Here is a 21,092-nt window from a genome sequence, read left to right on the forward strand (position 1 = left end):
GACTTATTGCTTATTTTCAAGTTTGCTCAAACGCGCCTCTAATTCCTCGATCATTCTTTGTTGCTTATCCAATTTAGCTTTTTGTTCGGAGATTTGCCCTTGTTGTTCCTGAATACCTTTGATCAGTACAGGAATAAGGTCAGAATAAAATACTCCGTATGCATCAAGCTCTTCCTGGAAGGTTTCGCCGGTTTCAGGATTAACGCGTGATCCGTGAGTTTTTACAACTTCATTGATCACAGGTAAAATTTCCTGTGCAATCAGGCCTAATTTGCGTGATCCTTCCTGCTGATTTTTCCAGGCGAAAGATACCGGACGCAGCTTCATAATCTCTTCCAATCCATAGCCTATTTCCTCAATGTCTTCTTTCATTCTCAAGTCAGAGGTATTGATCGTACCATTAGTAGCAAATACTTCTGTGAATTTAAAGCTGGCATTACCCAGGCTATAGGTATTATCGGTATCTGGAATAATATTGCTATCTATGGTCAGGTCAGAGGTTGTTAGTGCTTTTCCTTCCCAATCAGTACCGTCATAATGCAATACTTGTCCGGATGTAGGTGCGTTTGCTGAAACCGCAGTTCCTTGCAATCCATCAACCGTAAGCGTCGGGAAAGTACCACTTACATCTCCTGCACCAATTGTAGCTGTGGTTATATCATCAGAAGCATTGGTATCACCTGTATTCTCAACCACATTCCCGCCGGTAATATTGATGCCTGTACCTGCGGTATAGGTCGTATTATTATCGGTAATAGTGGTATTGGTAACACCTGTAATACGTCCTTGTGCATCTACTGTAAATGCGGGAACCTGTGTAGCTGATCCATACGAACCTGCTGTTACAGCAGTATTATCAAGGTTGAACTCAGTTGTTGAGAGAGTCAAGCCTGTTCCTGCAGTATAAGTTGTGTTATTATCAGTAATGGTGGTATTGGTAACACCGGTAATAATTCCCTGGGCATCTACTGTCAATACGGGAACTTCTGTAGCAGAACCATAGGTGTTCGCTGTAACTCCTGAAGTTGGTAAGCTAAATTCGGTTCCTGTTAAGTCAAGACCCGTTCCCGCCGTATAGGTAGTATTATTATCAGTAATTGTGGTATTGGTAACACCTGTAATACGTCCCTGAGCATCTACGGTAAATGCGGGAACTTCTGTAGCGGAACCATAGGATCCTGCTGTTACAGCTGTATTGTCCAGGTTGAAGGTGTTGCCACCCGTAAGTGTCAGACCCGTACCTGCCAGGTAAATACCGCCGCCGCCTGAAACAGTTGTATTGGTTACGCCTGTGATTCTACCCTGCGCATCCACAGTAAATACAGGAATTTCAGTTGCTGATCCATAAGAACCCGCAGTTACAGCCGTATTATCAAGGTTAAATTCTGTTCCTGCCAGGCTTAATGCAGTACCGGCAGTATAGGTTGTATTATTATCAGTAACAGTGGTATTGGTAACACTACTGATTCTACCCTGAGCATCTACCGTGAAGACAGGTACCTCCGTAGCAGAACCATAGGTACTGGCAGTAACGCCTGTATTGGTCATGTTGAAGGTCGTTCCGGAAAGATCCATTCCGGTTCCTGCTGTGTAGGTCGTATTGTTATCAGTTATTGTTGTATTGCTAACTCCTGTGATACGACCTTGTGCATCTACAGAAAGGACAGGAACTTCTGTTGCAGAACCATAACTACCCGCAGAAACGGCAGTATTTGCCAGATTGAAGGTGGTTCCTGAAAGATCCAATCCTGTACCGGCAGTATAAGTAGTATTATTATCTGTTATGGTGGTATTGGTAACACTGCTAATTCTACCTTGTGCATCAACACTGAAAACAGGTACTTCTGTTGTTGAACCGTAGCTGCCTGCAGAAACTCCTGTATTCTCAAGGTTAAAGGTGGTTCCAGCAAGACCAAGTCCTGTACCTGCGGTATAGGTGGTATTATTATCGGTGATAGTCGTATTGGTAACTCCTGTTATACGTCCTTGTGCATCTACAGTCAGAACAGGAACTTCTGTATTGGATCCATAACTTCCGGCTGTAACTGCAGTGTTTGCCAGGCTAAAAGTAGTACCCGAAAGGTCCATGCCTGTACCGGCAGTATAGGTCGTATTATTATCGGTAATGGTGGTATTGGTTACCGCTGTGATTCTCCCCTGGGCATCTACTGTTAAAGCAGGTACCTGAGTAGCAGAACCATAACTACCGGCAGAAACGGCTGTATTGGCAAGACTGAACTCACTTGCGCTCAGGTTGAGGCCTGTTCCAGCAGTATATTCTGTATTTGCATCTGTAGAGGGAGTCCAAACTCCTCCAACATACTTCAGAACATCATTGGTAGAAGGAGTTCCTGATGAGACATTCTCTCCCTGGATTTTCGTAACAGTTAGGGCAGAAAAGGTTCCTGTTACATCACCGCCAGCAGTTGATGCGGTAGTGATATCATCAGAAGCATCTGTATCACCCGTATTTGTAATCTGATTAGTTACATCTATGTCAATCCCGGGTCCAGCGGTATAGTTCACATTTCCAGAAATGGTCGTATTGCTTACTCCTGTAATTCTACCCTGAGCATCTACGGTGAAAACAGGCACTTCTGTATCAGATCCGTAAGAACCTGCGGAAACAGAAGTATTTTCAATGCTAAAGGTTGTACCTGTCAGGTCAAGTCCTGTACCTGCTGTATAGGTAGTATTGTTATCTGTAATAGGAATTTCACTTACTCCTGTCAAACGACCCTGAGCATCTACAGTGAAAGCCGGTACTGCAGTTGCAGAACCATAAGTTCCACCCGTTACAGAAGTGTTGTCAAGATTCAGGGTGCTACCTGCGAAACTCAGGCCTGTGCCTGCAGTGATATTTACTGTATCATCAGCGGCTGGAGCCCACTGACTACCATTCCATTTCAACACCTGATCTGTAGTAGGTGCTGTGGAGGCAACTGGATTACCCTGAAGGCCATCTACCGTTGGATTAGGATAGGTTCCATCCAAATCCCCATTTGCAGCACTTCCATTCGTAATATCATCAGAAGCATCTGTATCACCAGAGTTCGTGATAGTCGTTCCAGAAACTGTTATTCCAGTTCCACCGGTGTACGGCAGAGCAACAGAACTACCGCCATTTGAAAGACTGATAGTTGTTCCGGAAATACTTAGGGTTTGAATCTCATTTGAAGCATCATTATCGGCGTCATTGGTGTCATCAGTTGAAGGTGCCCACTGGGTCCCGTTCCACTTCAAAACTTGTCCCGATGTAGGAGCTGTATTGGCAACAGCATTTCCATTCAGACCCGTAACTGTAAGGGTAGGGAAGGTGCCATCAACATCCCCTGCCGCTGCAGTTGAAGTTGTGATGTCATCAGAAGCATCCGTATCCCCTGTATTGCTTACTATATTGCTCGCAATGGAGATTCCCGTTCCGGCAGTATAGGTATTATCATTATCTGCACTGGCTTCCCACTGAGTTCCATTCCACTTGAGAACTTCACCTGAGGTAGGAGCTGTGTTGGCTACTGCATTTCCATTTAAGGCTGTTACGGTAAGGGTAGGGAATGTACCGCTTACATCTCCGGCAGCAGCTGTTGAAGTTGTGATATCATCTGAAGCATCTGTATCCCCATCATTGTTGATTACATTAGCTCCCGTAACTGTAATTCCTGTTCCTCCTGTATAGGTATTACCCCCGTCGGCTCCAGGTGCCCATTGGGTACCGTTCCACTTAAGAACTTCACCCGTAGCAGGAGCCGTATTGGCTACTGCATTTCCGTTTAAACCTGTTACACTCAAGGTTGGGAAGTTCCCGCTTACATCACCTGCAGCGGCAGTAGCTGTGGTGATATCATCAGAAGCATCTGTATCTCCTGTGTTCTCGATTACATTGGCACCGGTAATATTTACCCCTGTACCTGCTGTGTATATGGTTCCTTGGTCAAGGCCGGGTTCCCACTCTGTCCCATTCCATTTCAATACTTGTCCGGAAGAAGGAGCAGTTGCTGAAACTGAGGAGCCCTGTAGACCGGTTACGGTCAAAGAAGAGTATAGACCGGTTGCATCACCTCCTGCTGTACTACTGGTCGTAAGGTCATCACTTGGGTTGGTATCACCTGTGTTTTCGATGATATTACCTGCAGCAATGTTGATGCCTGTACCTGCACTGTAGATTTCACCTACGTCAGAACCCAGGGTCCACTGTGTACCATTCCACTTAAGGATTTGACCGCTAGTGGTAGGAGCCGTATTCGTAATAGGAGATCCCTGAAGACTATTTACATTCAGGTTCCCAAATGTCCCATCAACATCTCCTCCTGCTGAAGAAGAAGTCGTAATGTCATCCGAAGGATCTGTATCCCCCGTATTTGTAACAATATTGTTAGTTATATCAATGGCTGTACCTGCTGTATATACAGGTAAGCTTACGGTATTTCCATCTGTGATAGAAAGGTCGCTTCCTGATACGGAAAGTGTTTGGAACTCATTGGTTGGGTCAGAGTCAGCATCCACTCCCAAATCACTCGAAGGTTCCCAGGAAGTTCCATTCCATTTTAGTACCTGACCTGAAGTAGGTGCAGTTGTAGAAATGGCAGATCCCTGTATGCTGTTCACATTCAGATTTGCAAAGGTACCATCAACATCTCCACCTGCTGTAGAACCGGTAGTGATATCATCAGAAGCATCGGTATCTCCCGTATTATTGATGGTAGTATTAGGTGCACTTCCTGAAAGAGAAATACCTGTACCAGCAGAATAAATCGGTAGGTCAACTGAGTTTGAAGAAGAAATAGAAACCGTAGTACCTGTAATACTCAGGTTCTGAATTTCATTGGTAACATCTGCATCATCATCTATATCATCATCTATAGAAGGTACCCATTGTGAACCGTTCCATTTTAGGATTTGTCCTGCAGTAGGAGCATTATTAGCTACGCTATTGCCTTGAATCTGCGTAACAATCGGATTGGGATAAGTTCCTCCCAAATCTCCACCTGCGGCAGAACCGCTAGTGATATCATCAGAAGCATCCGTATCTCCTGTATTGACAATAGTTGTATTTGGAGCGCTACCTGTTAGGGTAATCCCTGTTCCGGCAGAATAAATCGGTAAGTCGATAGAGTTACCTGCGGAAATAGAAACAGTTGTTCCAGTGATGCTCAGATCCTGATTCTCATTATCTGGATCGGAATCATCATCCACGTCATCATCTATAGAAGGGGTCCATTGTGTACCATTCCATTTCAGAATCTGACCAGTTGTAGGAGCTGTATTGGATACAGGCGAACCCTGAATTCCAGCTACAGTTGGAGAAGGATAGGTTCCATCCAAATCTCCGGTAGCAGGAGTTCCGATATTGATGTCGTCTCCTCCATTGGTATCCCCTGTATTGTTGATTATGGTATTAGGGGCGCTTCCTGATAAAGAGATTCCTGTACCTGCAGAGTAAATGGGCAGGTTTACTGTATTACCGGCAGAAATGCCGAGGGTATTCCCTACGATGCTCAAGTCCTGGTTTTCATTATCAGGATCAGAGTCATCATCGACATCATCATCTGTAGAAGGAATCCATTGGGTTCCATTCCATTTCAAAATCTGTCCAGCATTTGGAGCAGTATTAGAAACCGGTGATCCCTGAATTTGGGTTACGCTTGGATTTGGATAGGTACCTCCTAGGTCTCCACCAGCAGCAGATCCCTGGGTAATATCATCCAGCGCATTGGTATCTCCGGTATTGTTAATCACAGTGTTTGGTGCACTACCTGACATGGAGATTCCTGTTCCTGCAGTATAAATAGGAAGGTTTACGGTATTGCTTCCACTAATTCCCAGCGTTATACCACTCAGACTAAGTGCCTGAATCTCATTGGTAGAATTGGTGTCGTCATCTTCGTCGTCATCGTCTTCTGGGGACCATTGTGAGCCATTCCATTTGAGGATTTGGCCGAATCCGGGTGTTGTATTGGATACTTTTAAGCCCTGAATTTTATCTACGGTCGGGTTAGGATAAGTTCCAGTGAGGTCGCCACCAGCCAGAGAGCCAATGGTGATATCATCCAGTCCATCAAGGTCACCGGTATTCGAAATTACCGTTCCGTTAATGGAGATCCCGGCACCCGCAGTATATTCGGGCGGATCAGGTAAAGTAACAGTGCCTCCTCCATTTGAAAGAGAAAGGACACTTCCGTTAAGGGTTAGAAATTGTATCTCGTTTGTTGGATTGGGGTCAGCATCATCATTGGTGCCTGGGGTCCACTGGTTTCCATTCCATGACAGGACTTCTCCTGTGTTTGGGATGGCTGTAGAAATGGGATTACCCTGAATTGCATTGATTGTTAGGTTGCTGAATATCCCGTTTGCATCTCCGCCTGCAAGGCTGGAGGTAGTTATATCATCATTAGGATTGGTATCTCCGGTATTGGTGATTTGGGTAATGTCCGGATTAGAGGTGCCAGAAAGTGAAATCCCAACACCTGCAGAATAGGTAGGAATCGTAATCGTTCCTCCTCCATTGGATAGGATGAGGCTATTACCTGTTCTGCTCAGGGTTTGAATCTCATTGGTTGGGTCCGCATCCGGGTCCGTAGTTTCATCAACTGCGGGTTCCCACTGACCATTATTGAATTTCAAAATCTCGCCATTGGCAGGAGGAGTAAGCGAAATTCCATTTCCTCTAAGTCTGACTACACTTAAAGTTGGATAGGTGCCTGAAACATCTCCTGATGCGAGGGTATTTACGGTAATATCATCATTAGGGTCTGTGTCTCCGGTATTTGAGATTACACTTCCTACTATGCTAATGCCTTGTCCGGGTATATAGTTTACAAATGGCAGGTTTACTGAGCCCCCACCATTGGATAGGGTTAAAATGGTACCAGCAATGGAAAGCTGTTGCGTATTTATATCATCATTAGCAGGAGACCAACTAAATCCATCCCACTTGAGTACCTGACCGATACCGGCACCTTGCTGGGCGATATCGAGTTCATTTCCTATTCCGCCATCACCTGTAAGACGTGCAGTAACATTTACTCCACCACCTGAAGTTACATTATCCGGTGAAGGTCTCCATTCTGTACCTGTCCATTTCAGGACATCACCTGAAGCAGGATTGAGGTTGGCAATAGAGCGCCCCTGAATACTCAGGATTTCCGGATTGGGATAGGCTCCTCCAAGGTCTCCTCCTGCAGCTGTCCCGATGATGATATCATCCGAAGCATCTGCATCCCCGCTATTGTATATGGTATCATTGGAAATGGTAATCCCGGTACCTGCGATGGAACCACCACCGCCACCATCTGGAACTGAGATCCACATAGTTCCGTCCCATTTCAATACATCTCCTACATTGGGCGCGGGCGCCACAACATCTGAAATGCTCCCGATACCTCCGGCCAGGCTTTGCGCCTCTTCCGCATATAAACTATAAGGGACACTTTCCAAAGGAGTAGTACCCATGTTTACAAATCCCTGTCCGTTGTCAAGCTCAACCTGAAGGTTGTGAGTCTGAGAACCCCAATCAATGTTGTTAAATTGGCCAAGATTAGGAAGTCCCCCACCGATTACAGCTGTAAAAAGACCATATTCATTGGTCTGTACGGTGTGGATTTCCTGATAGACCACATTTCCTCCTTGCAATATGCTGAATCGCACATTGAAAGTTTGGTTGGTAAGCAGGGTTTGGTTGTCCCTTGCAACAGCTTGATAAGGTATACCCTGTGGTACTACCTGGGCACTAAGATCGCCCAATAAGAGTGCAAAGAAGCAGAAGGTGAGCAGCAAAATTCTCGCATTCATATTCCTGAAGCTTTTGATGTTAGCAAATGAGTAGGAGTGATTAGATGATAATTTTTGCATAAAGTAGTTAGTCAGTATAATGGATCTACTTTTATTTAAACGTGAGTTATGTTCCGACCCAAAGGGCCGGAATAACCATATTTACTCACATGAATGAACGTTTATAAATGAAGCCTAATCCTAAAAAGGTCAGGCCTACTAAGCTACCTATTTCAGGATCAGTTTCTGTACCTGTATATCTTGATTCCCAAACTCTGACACAGTCAGACGATAAATATACAAACCAGCGGGCAATCTTCTGCCAGAATTGTTAGTTCCATCCCAAATTATTTCATGGAATCCCCCCTCAATGCTATCTTTTGTCCATTCTGCAACCAATTGTCCTTTCTGATCAAGTACTTCCATTTTTATATCAAAGAAGTTTCCATTTTCCGGTAGGCTGTAGGGCAAATGCACTTCATTAACTGCCGGATTTGGATAGGCCAATCCCAGGAAGACTTTGTCTGCCTGAATTTGTTCTTCTATGAATGAGGCTGATCCAAACAGGATTTTGAATTTTCTTGTATTTTCTTCGCTCAGAGAACGATAGGAACTAACCATGGCCATATCCACAAACTTCTGTCTCTCTACATCAAATAGATACAGTTGAAGTCCACTCGTTCCAAAAGATTCATTGTTCCAGGAAAGCTCTACATAAGGATCAGCGAGATTGCTGTTTACTGAGAATTCCCAAATGAAGTTCTTCTGAGTCGGTACGATATCACGGGTAAAGTTCTTGATGCTATCTGCCTCACGACTAAAGTTCAGTTCAAGATACTGACTCGGTCTTGGGGCGACATACCAGTCTTCTTTGTCCAGGCCTTCTTTCGCCTCCGGACTCATACCGATGGCTGCCAAACGAGAGGTCAGTCCTCCGCTTTTCATATGTATCCCTAATTTCCATTCTGCAGAATGAATGTTGGGAGACGGTAGGTCAGCTTCGAATAGGAAACCTGTACGGTTGATGCTGTTGTTTTTGATCACTGGAATCTTAAGGCTCATTGTCTGATTTGCTCTGACAAAGACTCCTCTATATTCACTTACGGTCGTTACAGCTTGATATCCAGCAGAAGAATAACCCAATGGAGATCCCTGAATTTTATCCGCATCCGGTAAGTTGGCCTGGAGTATATCGTTCCAGGATAAGTTGAATGCGTAGGGATTACCGATCTGATTCCATCCCGGACTCAGTGTAATGCTGAAGGGATCTGATTTCTTAACCTGGGTAGTATGTCCGGCTCCCGTATTGAAGCTTTGGCTTTCTTTCGTAATCAACCAGTAACCAAGACCGGTTTCAATATTGTCCAGCCCTTCTGTATACTCCACACTTCCTCCTGTCTGATAGTGCCAGAACCTCCATTTGAAGATGTCGTATTCTCCAAATTCTTCCAGGGTCGCTGAAATGGCATTATTGCTCAACACCAAAGGAATAGAGATGATATTGTAATCTGTTACATCCTTTCCAAAGGCCATATCAGTAAACTCATAAGGCATACCGGAAGGATAGTTGATATAGGTGTACCCAGTATCTGAATATGCATTAAAGCCTGCAGTTGTACCTAGTACTTCGAAATAGTATTCAACTCCTATTTCGTCTACCAAATCCGTACTAATATCAAAAATATAAGGATTGCTTGGAGCAGTCAGTACCATACGGGTAAAGGCTGAAGAATCAGAAATTCCTCTATAGTAGATGGCTACCTCTGCAACAATATTCAAGTCATCAATGATGATGCTACTTTCCACATCATTTCCTCCCCAATCGATAAAATCAGCAAAATCTTCCTGAACGATGAGGGGTTGAGGATTGTTGAAGTTGAGGGTTTCTTCGGGAGCGAAAGCAGAACCCTCAAAGCCCTGGTCAACGGTTTGTACACTCCATACATAAGTACCATCCGGCAGATTATTGATTCGCCAATTGAAATTGCCCTGAGTATTTCCTCTTACATGGATTTTCCTATACCCATTTGTCAGGTCCGCATGAGCAGATTGGATATGTTCTTTATCACTGGCTGGGCCAAAGTAGAGATTGTAACTCAAGCCATCTACCGTTGCCGCGTCAAATCCCGCAGGAGCTTCCCATTCAAGGACCAAAGTAGCGCCTACTACTCTATGTTCCAGAGAATCAGGAACGGGTGGCTGTACACTGGCTATTGTATCAATATTATGGAAGATGGATAAGACTTCGTTATTATTTACATCCAGGCCTGTCATGATCAGGTCCAGTTGCCCATCATTATCATAGTCAATCCAGTCTGCACTTCCCTGAGCCATATCCCTCAGGTTTTGCGAGCTGAACAAATCCTGGGTAAAACCACCTAAGCCGTCATTTCTGAATAGAAGACTGCTTTTGTCGGCAGGATTAATACCTGTCTGTCCATTTACTACAAAATCCGGCCAGTTATCATTGTTGAAGTCTCCCCAGAGGATATTTCCATTTGTCATGCTAACAGAACCAAGGCTGATTGGATTGAAGACGTCATTTGCCGCATCATAGCTATAGCCTACAGTAATAGGAGCAAAGCTGGGTCCGACGCTGTTATCTCCACTGATCAATACATCCAGGTAGCCATCATTATTGAAATCTGCCCAGTCTGCATCACTGTTTTTTGCAGTTCCGAGAGAACTGTTTGTGAAGAGGCTGAAACTGAATGGTCCATCATTGGTGAATAGCTGAATGGTAGCTCCATTAGAAAGAGATTCACCTGTAATCAGTACATCCATATCTCCATCACGGTCGTAGTCAGCAGCTTTGATGCTACCATTTCTCACGTCTGCAAAAGGAGAACTTACGGGATCGAATACCCCATCTTCATTTTCATAGAGGTCTGTTTGAGGAACTCCATTGGCATCATTTCCACTTATGATCAGGTCGAGGTCGCCGTCATTGTCAAAGTCTGCCATTTCCATGTCTCCATCACTCAATGCAACAAGGTCACTTACTGCATTGGCATCTGCTGTAAACCTTCCGCCATCATTGTTATAGACAAATACTACATGATTACCAGGGTTGGCATTGTCGATACCACTGATGATCAGGTCGGCATCACCATCATTGTCATAATCGCCCCAAATGGCAGATGCATTTTGGATGTCATTCAGGTCAAGAGAAGCGTCTGGGTCTCTGACGAATCTACCTCCAGTACCGGAATTATATTCATTTCGGATGATGTCTGTTTTTCCTGCACCTGCTGATTCTCCTACCATGAGGAAATCTATGTCTCCGTCCTGGTCGTAATCCGCACTGGCAACAACACCATTGGAAAGACCTCCGGGTACTCCATTGGGGAATACATTGTTGGTGACTTCTTCAAATCCAGGAGGATTGAAGGTAAAGGCACCTGTGGCCCATTCTGATCCTTCAAAGTCAGGACGAATAGCCTGTACCCTCCAGGTATATTGGCGACCTGATACCAGACCTCCGACTCTCCATTCCAGGTTTTGACCTACATTTCCTTTCGCCACAACTCTTCTCCATCCCTGATTTCCGGATGAAAGTTCTGCCATCCCTGCTTTTACAAATTCATCGTTTGCTGTAATACCAATAGAGACATTGTAGGTGTATCCTTCTGCATTATCTGGGGCTATCCAGCTCAGTTTTACTTTACTACCATCCACTTCTTCGTTTCGAATTTCTGGTGGATCTAGTGGTGAATTCTGGGTGCGATCAATATTTCTATAGATGGTAAATGCATTGGCTACGCCTTCACCGCTCAGGGCAAGGTCCAGTTTCCCATCATTGTCATAATCTCCCCAGGCAATATCTCCCGTAATTAGGTTTTCAAGATTTGCACTTGCATTGGCATCTTGAGAATAATTGCCATTGGTGGCTTGTTTAAACACCAGGGTTTGGCCGATATTGCTGGCATTTTCGCCCGAAAGAATGATATCTACACGATCATCGTTGGTATAATCTCCAAAAATTGCCTCACCACCTGCAAGAGCCGTAAGTCCGGCAGTACTGGCTGAGAAAGCTCCATTACCATCATTCAGGAAGATATCGGTAAAAGGAATCGTGCCGGAGTATCCGCTTATCAAAAGATCCGTATTTCCATCTCTGTCTACATCGGCGCAATCAAAACTTAGCTGAGTAAGAGATGGAATTGAGCTAAGCGTATTAGCTGAGCCATAAGTAGCATTTCCGGTATTTAACAATAGCTGGAATCCTCCATCACCCCCACTAAGGATGTCCAGGAAGCCGTCATTATTTACGTCTACAAACCTGACCTGAGCATTATCATTTGCGGGAACAACTACTGCCGGGATGGGAGAACTATAGCCATCCACCCCATCATTTCTTATTACCCTGATTTCATCTGCCGTTCCATTATTTCCACTAATCATGATATCCAGATCCCCATCATTGTCATAATCTCCAAAATTCATTTGGCTATCACTAAGGTCAGGAAGGACCGGGAAGGAATTTTCAGTGAAATCTCCTCCGTTTTCATTTGTATAAATTCTGCTGATAGCACCACTGGCACCCAGACCTGAAAGTGCAATGTCCAGCCAGGTATCCTCATCCAGGTCCACCCATTTTACAGTCCCGTTTCGGATATCAGCGAGTTTATTTGATAGAGTGGTATTTAATTGAAGGGTTCTGCCGTCGAGGTTTTCATACAAATAGGTTCCAAAGGCCGCAGAAGCGGATTCTCCTGCAATCAAGAGGTCCAAATCACCATCTTTATCAAAATCTCCCCAATTCAGGCTACTATTTTTCAACCCTTCAGGTATACCATTCGGGAATACCAATTGGTTCATGTTGACAAACACAGGTGGGCTATACACAAAGGTATCAGCCGGAGAGCTAAAGCCAGAGCCTTCAAAATCCGGTCCGATTGCCTGCACGGCCCACTCATAGGTTCCTGCGGCTAATCCTCTGATGCTCCATTGGGTGAGATTTCCTTGTCCGCCATTTGCAGCGATTTCGCGCAAACCTGTAGTCATATCCGCCATAGGGGAGAGGAAGTAGGTTGTACCTCCAGGATTCCTCAGGCGAATTTGATAAGAATGTGCGGGCAATAAAGCTGCAGGGATATTAGCAGGCGGTGTCCAGGTAAAAGTAACTGAGTCTGAGCTAATGATAGCCGGAGAAAGAACAGGTGCATCCGGCGTAACATTGGGGTTAGGGTCTATGTTTCTGTATATAGTAAATCCTCTTCGGGGTGATGCATCTGCATACTGACCCGTTAGAATGAGATCTAGTTTTTGGTCTCCATCTATATCTCCAAATACAGGACTTGAGCCTTCATTGGAACCAAAAAGATAATTGCTGGTAATAACATCTTTGGTAAAGGTCAGGGTACCTGCTCCATCATTGGTGTAGAGAGAGGTGGTACGATTTCCTTGAGAAACGCCATCCTGGCCACTGACGATAAAGTCGGCATAGCCATCGTCATTGTAATCTCCCCAAATGCCTTTTCCATTTTTTACTCCATCAAATATTTGTCCCGTGGAAACAAAGGCTCCATTGGCAGGATTGTATCTGTAAACACGGGTAATGGGGACTACCTGATTGACCGTAGATTCTCCTGTAATTAGAAGGTCCTGATAGCCATCAGAATTGAAGTCCATCCAATCAATACTTCCTTGCTGTACACCATCCAGGGGTGCATCTGCTCCCATATCGGTGAATCCTCCCAGAGGTCCGTTATTGCGGTAAACTTTTGCATGCAAAACGCCTCCTTCTCTCCCGACAATAGCAAGATCGGCATATCCGTCCCGGTTAAAGTCTCCCCAGGCAATACTACTTTCGTTTACCTGAACCAGATTGATACTAGAATTTACGATGAAGGTATCCAGTTCTCGGATATTCTCATAGATTGCCGAGAAAGGATCACCAGAAGCATTTGCCCCTGTCAAAGCGAGGTCAAGGTCGCCATCATGGTCATAATCTGCCCAGTCGGCCTCTCCATTCTCTACATTTTCCAGGATAGCTGAAAGTCTGATGTTGAGTGAGAAAGAACCTGCTCCCAGGTTATCATAAATACGGGTAGCCAGGTTTCCATTACCAACATTTCCCAGTACGATAGCATCCAGGTCTCCATCATTGTCATAGTCTGCCCAATCGGTATCGCTATTGAATACATTGAGGAATTGATTGGAAACTCCATTATCAAAGGAGAATACTCCATTTTTGTTTTTCAGGATGGCTGTGGATCCCAATCCACTTTCGTCCAAACCGGAAATGATAAGGTCGAGATCATTGTCTCCATCATAATCTCCCAGGGCAATATCACCATTTGTGTATCCCGTTGGAGGAGTACCCGTAATCCGGGTAGCATTTTCATTTCTGAATGCTGGGGGTTGATAGGTAAAGGATCTTTCAGTAGTCCATAGTCCTCCTTCAAAATCCTGATCTACAGCCTGAACTTTCCAATAATATGTTCCGGCCGGAAGTCCTACAACTCTCCAGCTTTTATTATTACCTGTGTTACCCATCGTCGCAACTTTGCGGTAAGCAGAAGTTACATCAGCCATTGGGCTTTGTACCTGCGTCGAATTAGGGGCCGTACCCAGGTAGAAATTATAGGTGAAACCATCGTCGATATCTGTATATCCAGGTGGTTGATTCCACTGAAGCACTATCGTATCTCCGAAAACCGTATCAATAAGGCTCACTGGAGCATCCAATCGATAGGGAGTGGAAGTATCTATGTTCTCATAAATTTTCAGGCTTTGTCCACTCAAGCTTTCCCCCAAGAGGGCCATATCCAATTTGCCATCATTATTGTAGTCTCCCCATGCAAGGGCAGCTCCATCACCTACTTGTTGTAGAGGTAGGGCTCCAATGTCCATGGACACAAAAGTTTCAGCGACACTATCGTATCTGAATACTTTGGCTACGTTGGCCGAACTTCCGGTTCCAACAACTACCAAATCGAGGTATCCGTCATTGTCATAATCTCCCCAGACCACAGATCCATTTTCTGCTCCAATCAGAACAGCCTCGGGAGCAAAAGTACCTGCTCCATTGTTTTTGTATAGTCTACAGGTTGGGCCACTGCCATTATTTCCACACATGATCAGATCAGGGAATCCGTCATTGTTATAATCTCCCCAGTCTATCTCTGCTCGGTCCATCGCCGCAAATACAGAAGTAGTGAAACCTGAGAAGGAACCATTTCCATTATTTTTAAGGAAATAAACCGTCCTAATGGCTCCATCCGTACCTGTTGCAAAGATATCGTGATAGCCATCTCTGTCCACGTCAACAAAAGCTACATCTCCTGAGCTTATGCCCGGCAGTCCGATAATCTGTGGGGTAAGACCATTGCCATCATTACGATAAATTTCAAAATGTCTACTTCCAGAACCTTCCTCACCCATAAGTACGAGGTCCAGGTCTCCATCATTATCATAATCTGCCCAATCTGCTGCTCCATCAAATACGCCAGTTGGACTAGCCCATACTGTTGGGAAGCCGCCAGATCCATTGCTAAGATAGACTCTACTTAAGCCAGAACCATTAGCCTGCTTTCCACTAATAAAGATGTCAAGATTATTGTCCTGATTTACATCCACCCATTGGACATGAGATTCTACCAGGTTAGGAAGGTTTATTCCGGAATTAATGAAACTACCTCCATTGATGTTTTGCAGTACCTGGCTTATTCCTGTACCTGACCTTTCTCCACTGATGAGAAGGTCTTTGTCTCCATCATTGTCAAAGTCTCCCCAGGCAAGGTCTCCTTTGTCAAGTCCTGCTGGTTGGGTCCCGAAGAGGGAAACGGTTTGATCTTTGAATACGGGAGGGGAATAAATAAACGTTTGGGCATTTGCCGTAAATGGCCCTCCTTCAAAATCGGCATCTATAGCCTGAACCGACCAGAAATAGTTTCCGGGAGTCAGGTTTTTGAGGCGGAAAGTGGTGGTATCGTTTACCTGGCCCACTTTCACCAGTTTTCTTTTTCCGGTATTCAGCTCTGAATGAGCTGCTCTACTGTTTTGGGAGTTATTTGCTGTGCCGAGATAAATGCTATAAGATAATCCTCTTGAGTTAGGAACATTGTTGACTGCTTGCCAACTGAGGAGAACCTCAAAGCCTATAACAGTGTCTTGCAAATTGGTAGGAGCGGCCGGTTGGGTAACAGGATTCTGGTCAATATTTCTGTAAATATTGAAGCTTGGACCCGTTCCATTTTCTCCAACTATCGCAAGATCCAATTTCCCATCACTGTCATAATCTCCCCAGGCAGCATCACTCAAAGCTCCCACATTTTCAAAGGTACTACTAGCTACGTCTTCAAAAACGAAGTTTTGAGAACCCGGATTATAGCGATACAATTTTGCACTTTTTGCAGTAGTACCTCCATTTTGGCCTACTACCATGATATCCTTATAACCATCATTGTTGTAGTCTCCCATTACGATGCTACCATCGCTGACTGCTTCAACAATACTTGAGGTCGGTGTAAAGGTTCCGTTTCGGTTGTTTTTCAGGATACGGGTCAGTCTTGTTCCTCCTGATAAAGCGCCTATCTGGACAATATCCAGAAAACCATCTGCATCAAAATCAGCAAATTCCAGATCACCCGTAACGACAGGTGCCAGCCCTCCGCTTCCTGATATCCATCCTCCATTCTGATTGTTTTCATAGAGGAATCCTGATCCGGCGCCTCCTATCGTTTCCCCACTGATTATAAAATCGAGATATCCATCATTATTATAATCTCCCCAATCGAGAGAAGCATGTTCAATCCCATTTCCAATGTTGGAAGGGTTGAAGTTACCTTGACTGTCTTGTGTATATATGCGGGTTACCGGCCCTCCATTTGAACGTTCGCCCGAAACGATGAAGTCTAGCCTTCCGTCATTATTATGGTCTGCAAATTCTGCGGCACTGTGTTGTACTCCGAGAAATTGCAGGGTATCAACAGAGGTAAATCCCCCTCCGATATTGTTAAATATTCTGGTGATAGGAGTGGAACCATCGTTTCCTGTAATCAGGAGGTCGAGGTCTCCATCATTATCATAATCTCCCCAATCTACGCTTCCATTTTTGACATCAATAAGGGCATCACTATTGGCCCCTCCATCAACAAAGAATCCATTGTCAAATTCATAGAGATTGGTCGCTGGATTTCCATTATCATCTGTTCCACAAACAACCAGATCGAGATTGCCATCACCGGTATAATCTCCCCAGGCAATATTTGCTTCGTCCAGCAAAACGGGTGGGATACTGGTAAACAGGCTATCTGTCCGATTTATAAAAGTAGGAAGCTCATAAACAAAGGATTTTGTAGGCGCAAAACTGGAACCTTCAAAATCCTGATCTATGGTTTGTACGCTCCAATTATAAGAACCTGGACGGAGGTTCTTCAGGACAAAGCTGGTATTGGTACCTGCTTCTCCCATATGTACAACTGAGCGAATTCCAGTATTTATGTTAGAATTAGGAGAGCGGACATCTACGGTACCACTTCCTCCGGTGGTATCAACAAAAATGGAATAGGTTAAACCTCCTACACTATTTGCCGGATGATTGGTCGGTGGATCCCAGGAAAATTCAACGTCAAAACCAGATAGTCTCTGATCCAGATTGGTCGGGGCATTCGGGATATTATTGGCATCCGTATTTCTATTTCTGTAAAGGCGGGTAATATAGGTAGAGCTACCATTAAGCGCTCCAGCTATTGCTACATCCAGCTTCTTGTCATTGTCATAATCTGCCCAGGCGATAGAACTTCCTGCACTCACATCTGCCAGATTGGATGAGGCATTCAGGTCTTCGGTAAAATTCCCCAGTCCATCACCTGAATTTAAGAGGACTTTGGTACGAGCGATTCCATTAAAATCGATCCCACTAACGATGAGGTCTGAATAACCATCATCATTATAGTCTCCAAATTCGATGTCTCCATTTTCTAATCTTGCATCCGGTGGGAAACTTCCTCCGGTTGAGTAGATAGACGGAAAAGGGGGCGGAAGGGGAACATACTGATAGACTTCGGCTACAGGTTGTGTGCCATCATTACCCATTACGGCAAGATCGAGGAATCCATCATTATTTATGTCGCCAAAGGCAATGGAAGACTGATCTACAGCTGTAATTGAGCTAATGCCGGAACTGAAGTCCGAGAAGGTGCCATCTCCATTATTTTCGTACATGGCTCTCACTTTCCCTATATCTCTTCCCGTTACGAAGAAATCCAGCCATCCATCTTTATTAAAGTCTCCGAAAAGTGCTTCGCCGAATTCAACTCCCACAAAGTTGCCGGAAGGAAGAATATCGGATGAGGCATTGGAGTCGTAAGTGAAGCTACGGATTCCACTTCCTACATTATAATCATTTCTGTATAGGCGGGTAATAGGTCCCAAAAAGGTTGCACCATTAAAGCCTCTGCCACTTAATAGAATGTCAATATCACCGTCATTATCATAATCTCCCCAGTCAACACTCCCTGAATATACTCCCGCAATTTGTCCGGAGAGCGTAACATTCTCTACCAGGGTTCCGCCGATATTTTCAAACAAGCGGCTAATTCCAAAAGAAGAAATTTGCCCACTGACGAGCAAGTCAAGGTCTCCATCATTATCATAATCTCCCCAGGCTGCATCCGAAAGATCCATATTGGCATTTAAACCAAGCTGAGACTGTGTGAAATTATTTCCACCTATATTCTGCCAAACCTGAACCACACCATTATTTTGCCCCGGTGCATTTCCTCCTACAATGAGCAGGTCAAGATCGCCATCCCCATCATAATCTCCCCATTCCAAATCACCATCTCTTACTCCTTCCTGGGTACTTGCTGGAAAGACAATGGCAGAACGGTCTTCAAAAACGGTAGGAGGGGAGCTTGGAGGAGTGTAATTAATGCTATTCGTGGCTGAGAATTGTCCTCCTTCAAAATCCTGATCAACTGCCTGGACACTCACAAAGTAAGTTCCTGCAGGTAGCCCACTTATCGTCCAGCTAGTTCCCTGAATGTTTCCCTGATGGAAATATCTCCTGATTCCTGTGCTTGGATCTGCATGAGCAGCCTCTATGTCATCATCATTGGCATTGGTGCCAATAAATATATTGTAACTGTATCCATCTATTTCATTCGCTGGTGCTCCGGGAGGAGCATTCCAACTAATATTGATGGAAGAGCCCGCGGGCGTCAAAACAGGTGGAGAACTAATCTGAAGAGGAGTAGTATTATTGGTAGGATTAATATTGTCGTAGAGTTTGTGGCTAAATACTGCCGGGAATGTTTTTCTTCCCAATACGGCCAAATCAGGCTTTTTATCAGTATCTATATAGCCCATTGCTATCGCTGCACCATCATCTACTCCTTCAAAATCGGGAACACTTATCTGGTTAAAGCTTCCTGTTTGGGTGTTAAAATAGAGTTCCAGGGTTCTGTCAGCATTGGTACTGCCACTTTTTCCTGCCAGCACTATATCCAACCATCCGTCTGTATTATAATCCATCCAAATCGCTTCCCCATCTCTAATTCCCGTAAAACTGGTAGAGATCGCCTCAAAAACACTATTGCCTTTATTTTGCAGAACCTGTGTCACAAGATTACTCCCGTCATCACCTGCGAGGAGAATATCCAAATCTCCATCATTGTCATAATCTCCCCAGGATACACTACCTGCACCGAGGTTTTGAAGATTGGCTACTGGAGTGAAAATCAGATTTCCGTTTCCTACATTCTGGAAGATCCGTGTAGAAGGAGTATTATTAGAAGGACCATTCATACCGGTCATGATGAGGTCCAAATCTCCATCAGCATCATAATCTCCCCAATCCAGTTCGCCATCTTTCATGGCTGTCAGGTTGACGCTAAGGTCCTGGATAAAAGAATTATTGTCGTTTTCATATACTCTGGCGATCAGACCTGAAGATTGGGTCTCTCCCATGATGGCGAGGTCCAAATCTCCATCATTGTCATAATCTCCCCATTTTATGCTGCCGCCATCAACCCCTGCTCCGCTCAGACTAATAGGGGCGGTACCTCCATATGTTCCGGTCGCTAGTCCATTTCCTCTATAAATAAGGGTATGACGGACATTACTTCCATCTACTCCACATATGGCCAAATCCAAATCACCATCTCTGTCATAATCCCCAAAGTCAGCACTCACATCGCGCAATTGAAGAATATTACTCCCATTGCTGATATAAGAGTTTCCGACTTTTCTAAAAATATCCGTGAAAGGAAGAGAGGTATTGGTTTTTCCGGCGGTCAGTATTTCCGGAATATTGCTGGCGTCATTATCTACATTGGCAAAAATAACTTCGGCTTCCGAAAGGTCTGGCGCTCCCCAGGTGCTTGTGGAGTTTTCAAAACCTTGAGCCCCTGCTTCTAAAGATGAAAAGCAGAGGATCGCTATAAAACCAAAACTAATAAGCTTTCCGGCAGATAGGCCGTTGCAGCAAGTATATGAGCGAAATGCATTTTTTATTTGCATAAGTAGTATAGCAGTGAATTAATTACTAACTATTAAAAAATCGTGTCTCGGTTGTGGCTTCTATTTATTCCTCTAGTCCTCCGTCATCCGGTGGAGGTAAAGGATTTCTACCCCAGATCAAATAGGAGACCGTTCCGACAACTACGGCGCCTATCGGAGCCAAAATGGCCCAAAGAGGTGTATTATTCTTTATAACAAAGTTATTACTGAATGCTTCTATTTCTGTAATGGGAGTACCGATGAATTTCATGCGATATCCCTCTCCCGGCTTGATTGATTTGTCCTTGGGGACTTGCCAGGTATATTGTGAGCTTTCTGATACCAGAGTTATGGTATCTATGGGGGTGTCATATTGATAAAGTTCCAGGGTAAGGGTATCCAGATAGCTGTTTCCTCCAAACCATTGAAAGGTAATAGGTCCCCCTAATTTTACTCTTTCTCCTTCTATGGGTGAGTCTACAAAAAAGCTGGGAACAGCAGTTATATAAAAACTGACGTCCGCCTGCAATCTTTGAAACTCGTTGAGGGCATCCCATTTAATCTCATAGGATCCGGGAGCGATCTGGTCTCCGAAACCTGTGCCACTTAGCTGCTTGAGTGCGATAGTATCTGATTCTAGTAGTAAAAAGAGTCTAACCGTGTAAGTTCTTTCGGCAGTTTCATCTAATAGATCATAACGCACAACAACACTATCCCCTCGGGGTTCCAGATCGGTAATTTTGATGTTTTGTGCAAGGCATGGGAATATGATTCCCATAAAGAGAAGACAATGAAGTATCCGTTTAGCCATAGATATGCATTCTGTCAAATAATACACCAAACTTAGCCATTGAAACATAATTTTTTACAATTTA

General features: G+C 44.4%; 3 protein-coding genes. All 3 read right to left on the minus strand.

Annotation, left to right across the window (positions count from 1 at the left end):
- Positions 1 to 3: 3 nt before the first annotated feature.
- The 3 genes from R8P61_05220 to R8P61_05230 all read right to left on the minus strand — a co-directional run bounded on the left by R8P61_05220 (position 4) and on the right by R8P61_05230 (position 21,028).
- Positions 4 to 7,788: a tail fiber domain-containing protein gene (locus R8P61_05220; GenBank protein ID MDW3646435.1), complete on the minus strand. Its 7,785-nt coding sequence runs from the start codon at positions 7,786 to 7,788 to the stop codon at positions 4 to 6.
- A 207-nt stretch (positions 7,789 to 7,995) separates the two neighbouring features.
- A complete protein-coding gene (locus tag R8P61_05225) occupies positions 7,996 to 20,238 on the minus strand; it encodes an FG-GAP-like repeat-containing protein (GenBank protein ID MDW3646436.1) in 12,243 nt (4,080 codons plus the stop codon).
- Positions 20,239 to 20,302: 64 nt separating this feature from the next.
- A complete protein-coding gene (locus tag R8P61_05230) occupies positions 20,303 to 21,028 on the minus strand; it encodes a hypothetical protein (GenBank protein MDW3646437.1) in 726 nt (241 codons plus the stop codon).
- Positions 21,029 to 21,092 lie beyond the last annotated feature (64 nt).

This window comes from Bacteroidia bacterium (assembly GCA_033391075.1).
In the GTDB taxonomy this organism is placed as follows: Bacteria; Bacteroidota; Bacteroidia; order J057; family J057; genus JAWPMV01.

What these genes read in the sequence shown, in the direction of transcription:
- R8P61_05225 (MDW3646436.1), bottom strand. Translation starts at nt 20,238, where the DNA reads ATGCAAATAAAAAATGCATTTCGCTCATATACTTGCTGCAACGGCCTA.
- R8P61_05230 (MDW3646437.1), bottom strand. Translation starts at nt 21,028, where the DNA reads ATGGCTAAACGGATACTTCATTGTCTTCTCTTTATGGGAATCATATTC.
- R8P61_05220 (MDW3646435.1), bottom strand. Translation starts at nt 7,788, where the DNA reads ATGAATGCGAGAATTTTGCTGCTCACCTTCTGCTTCTTTGCACTCTTA.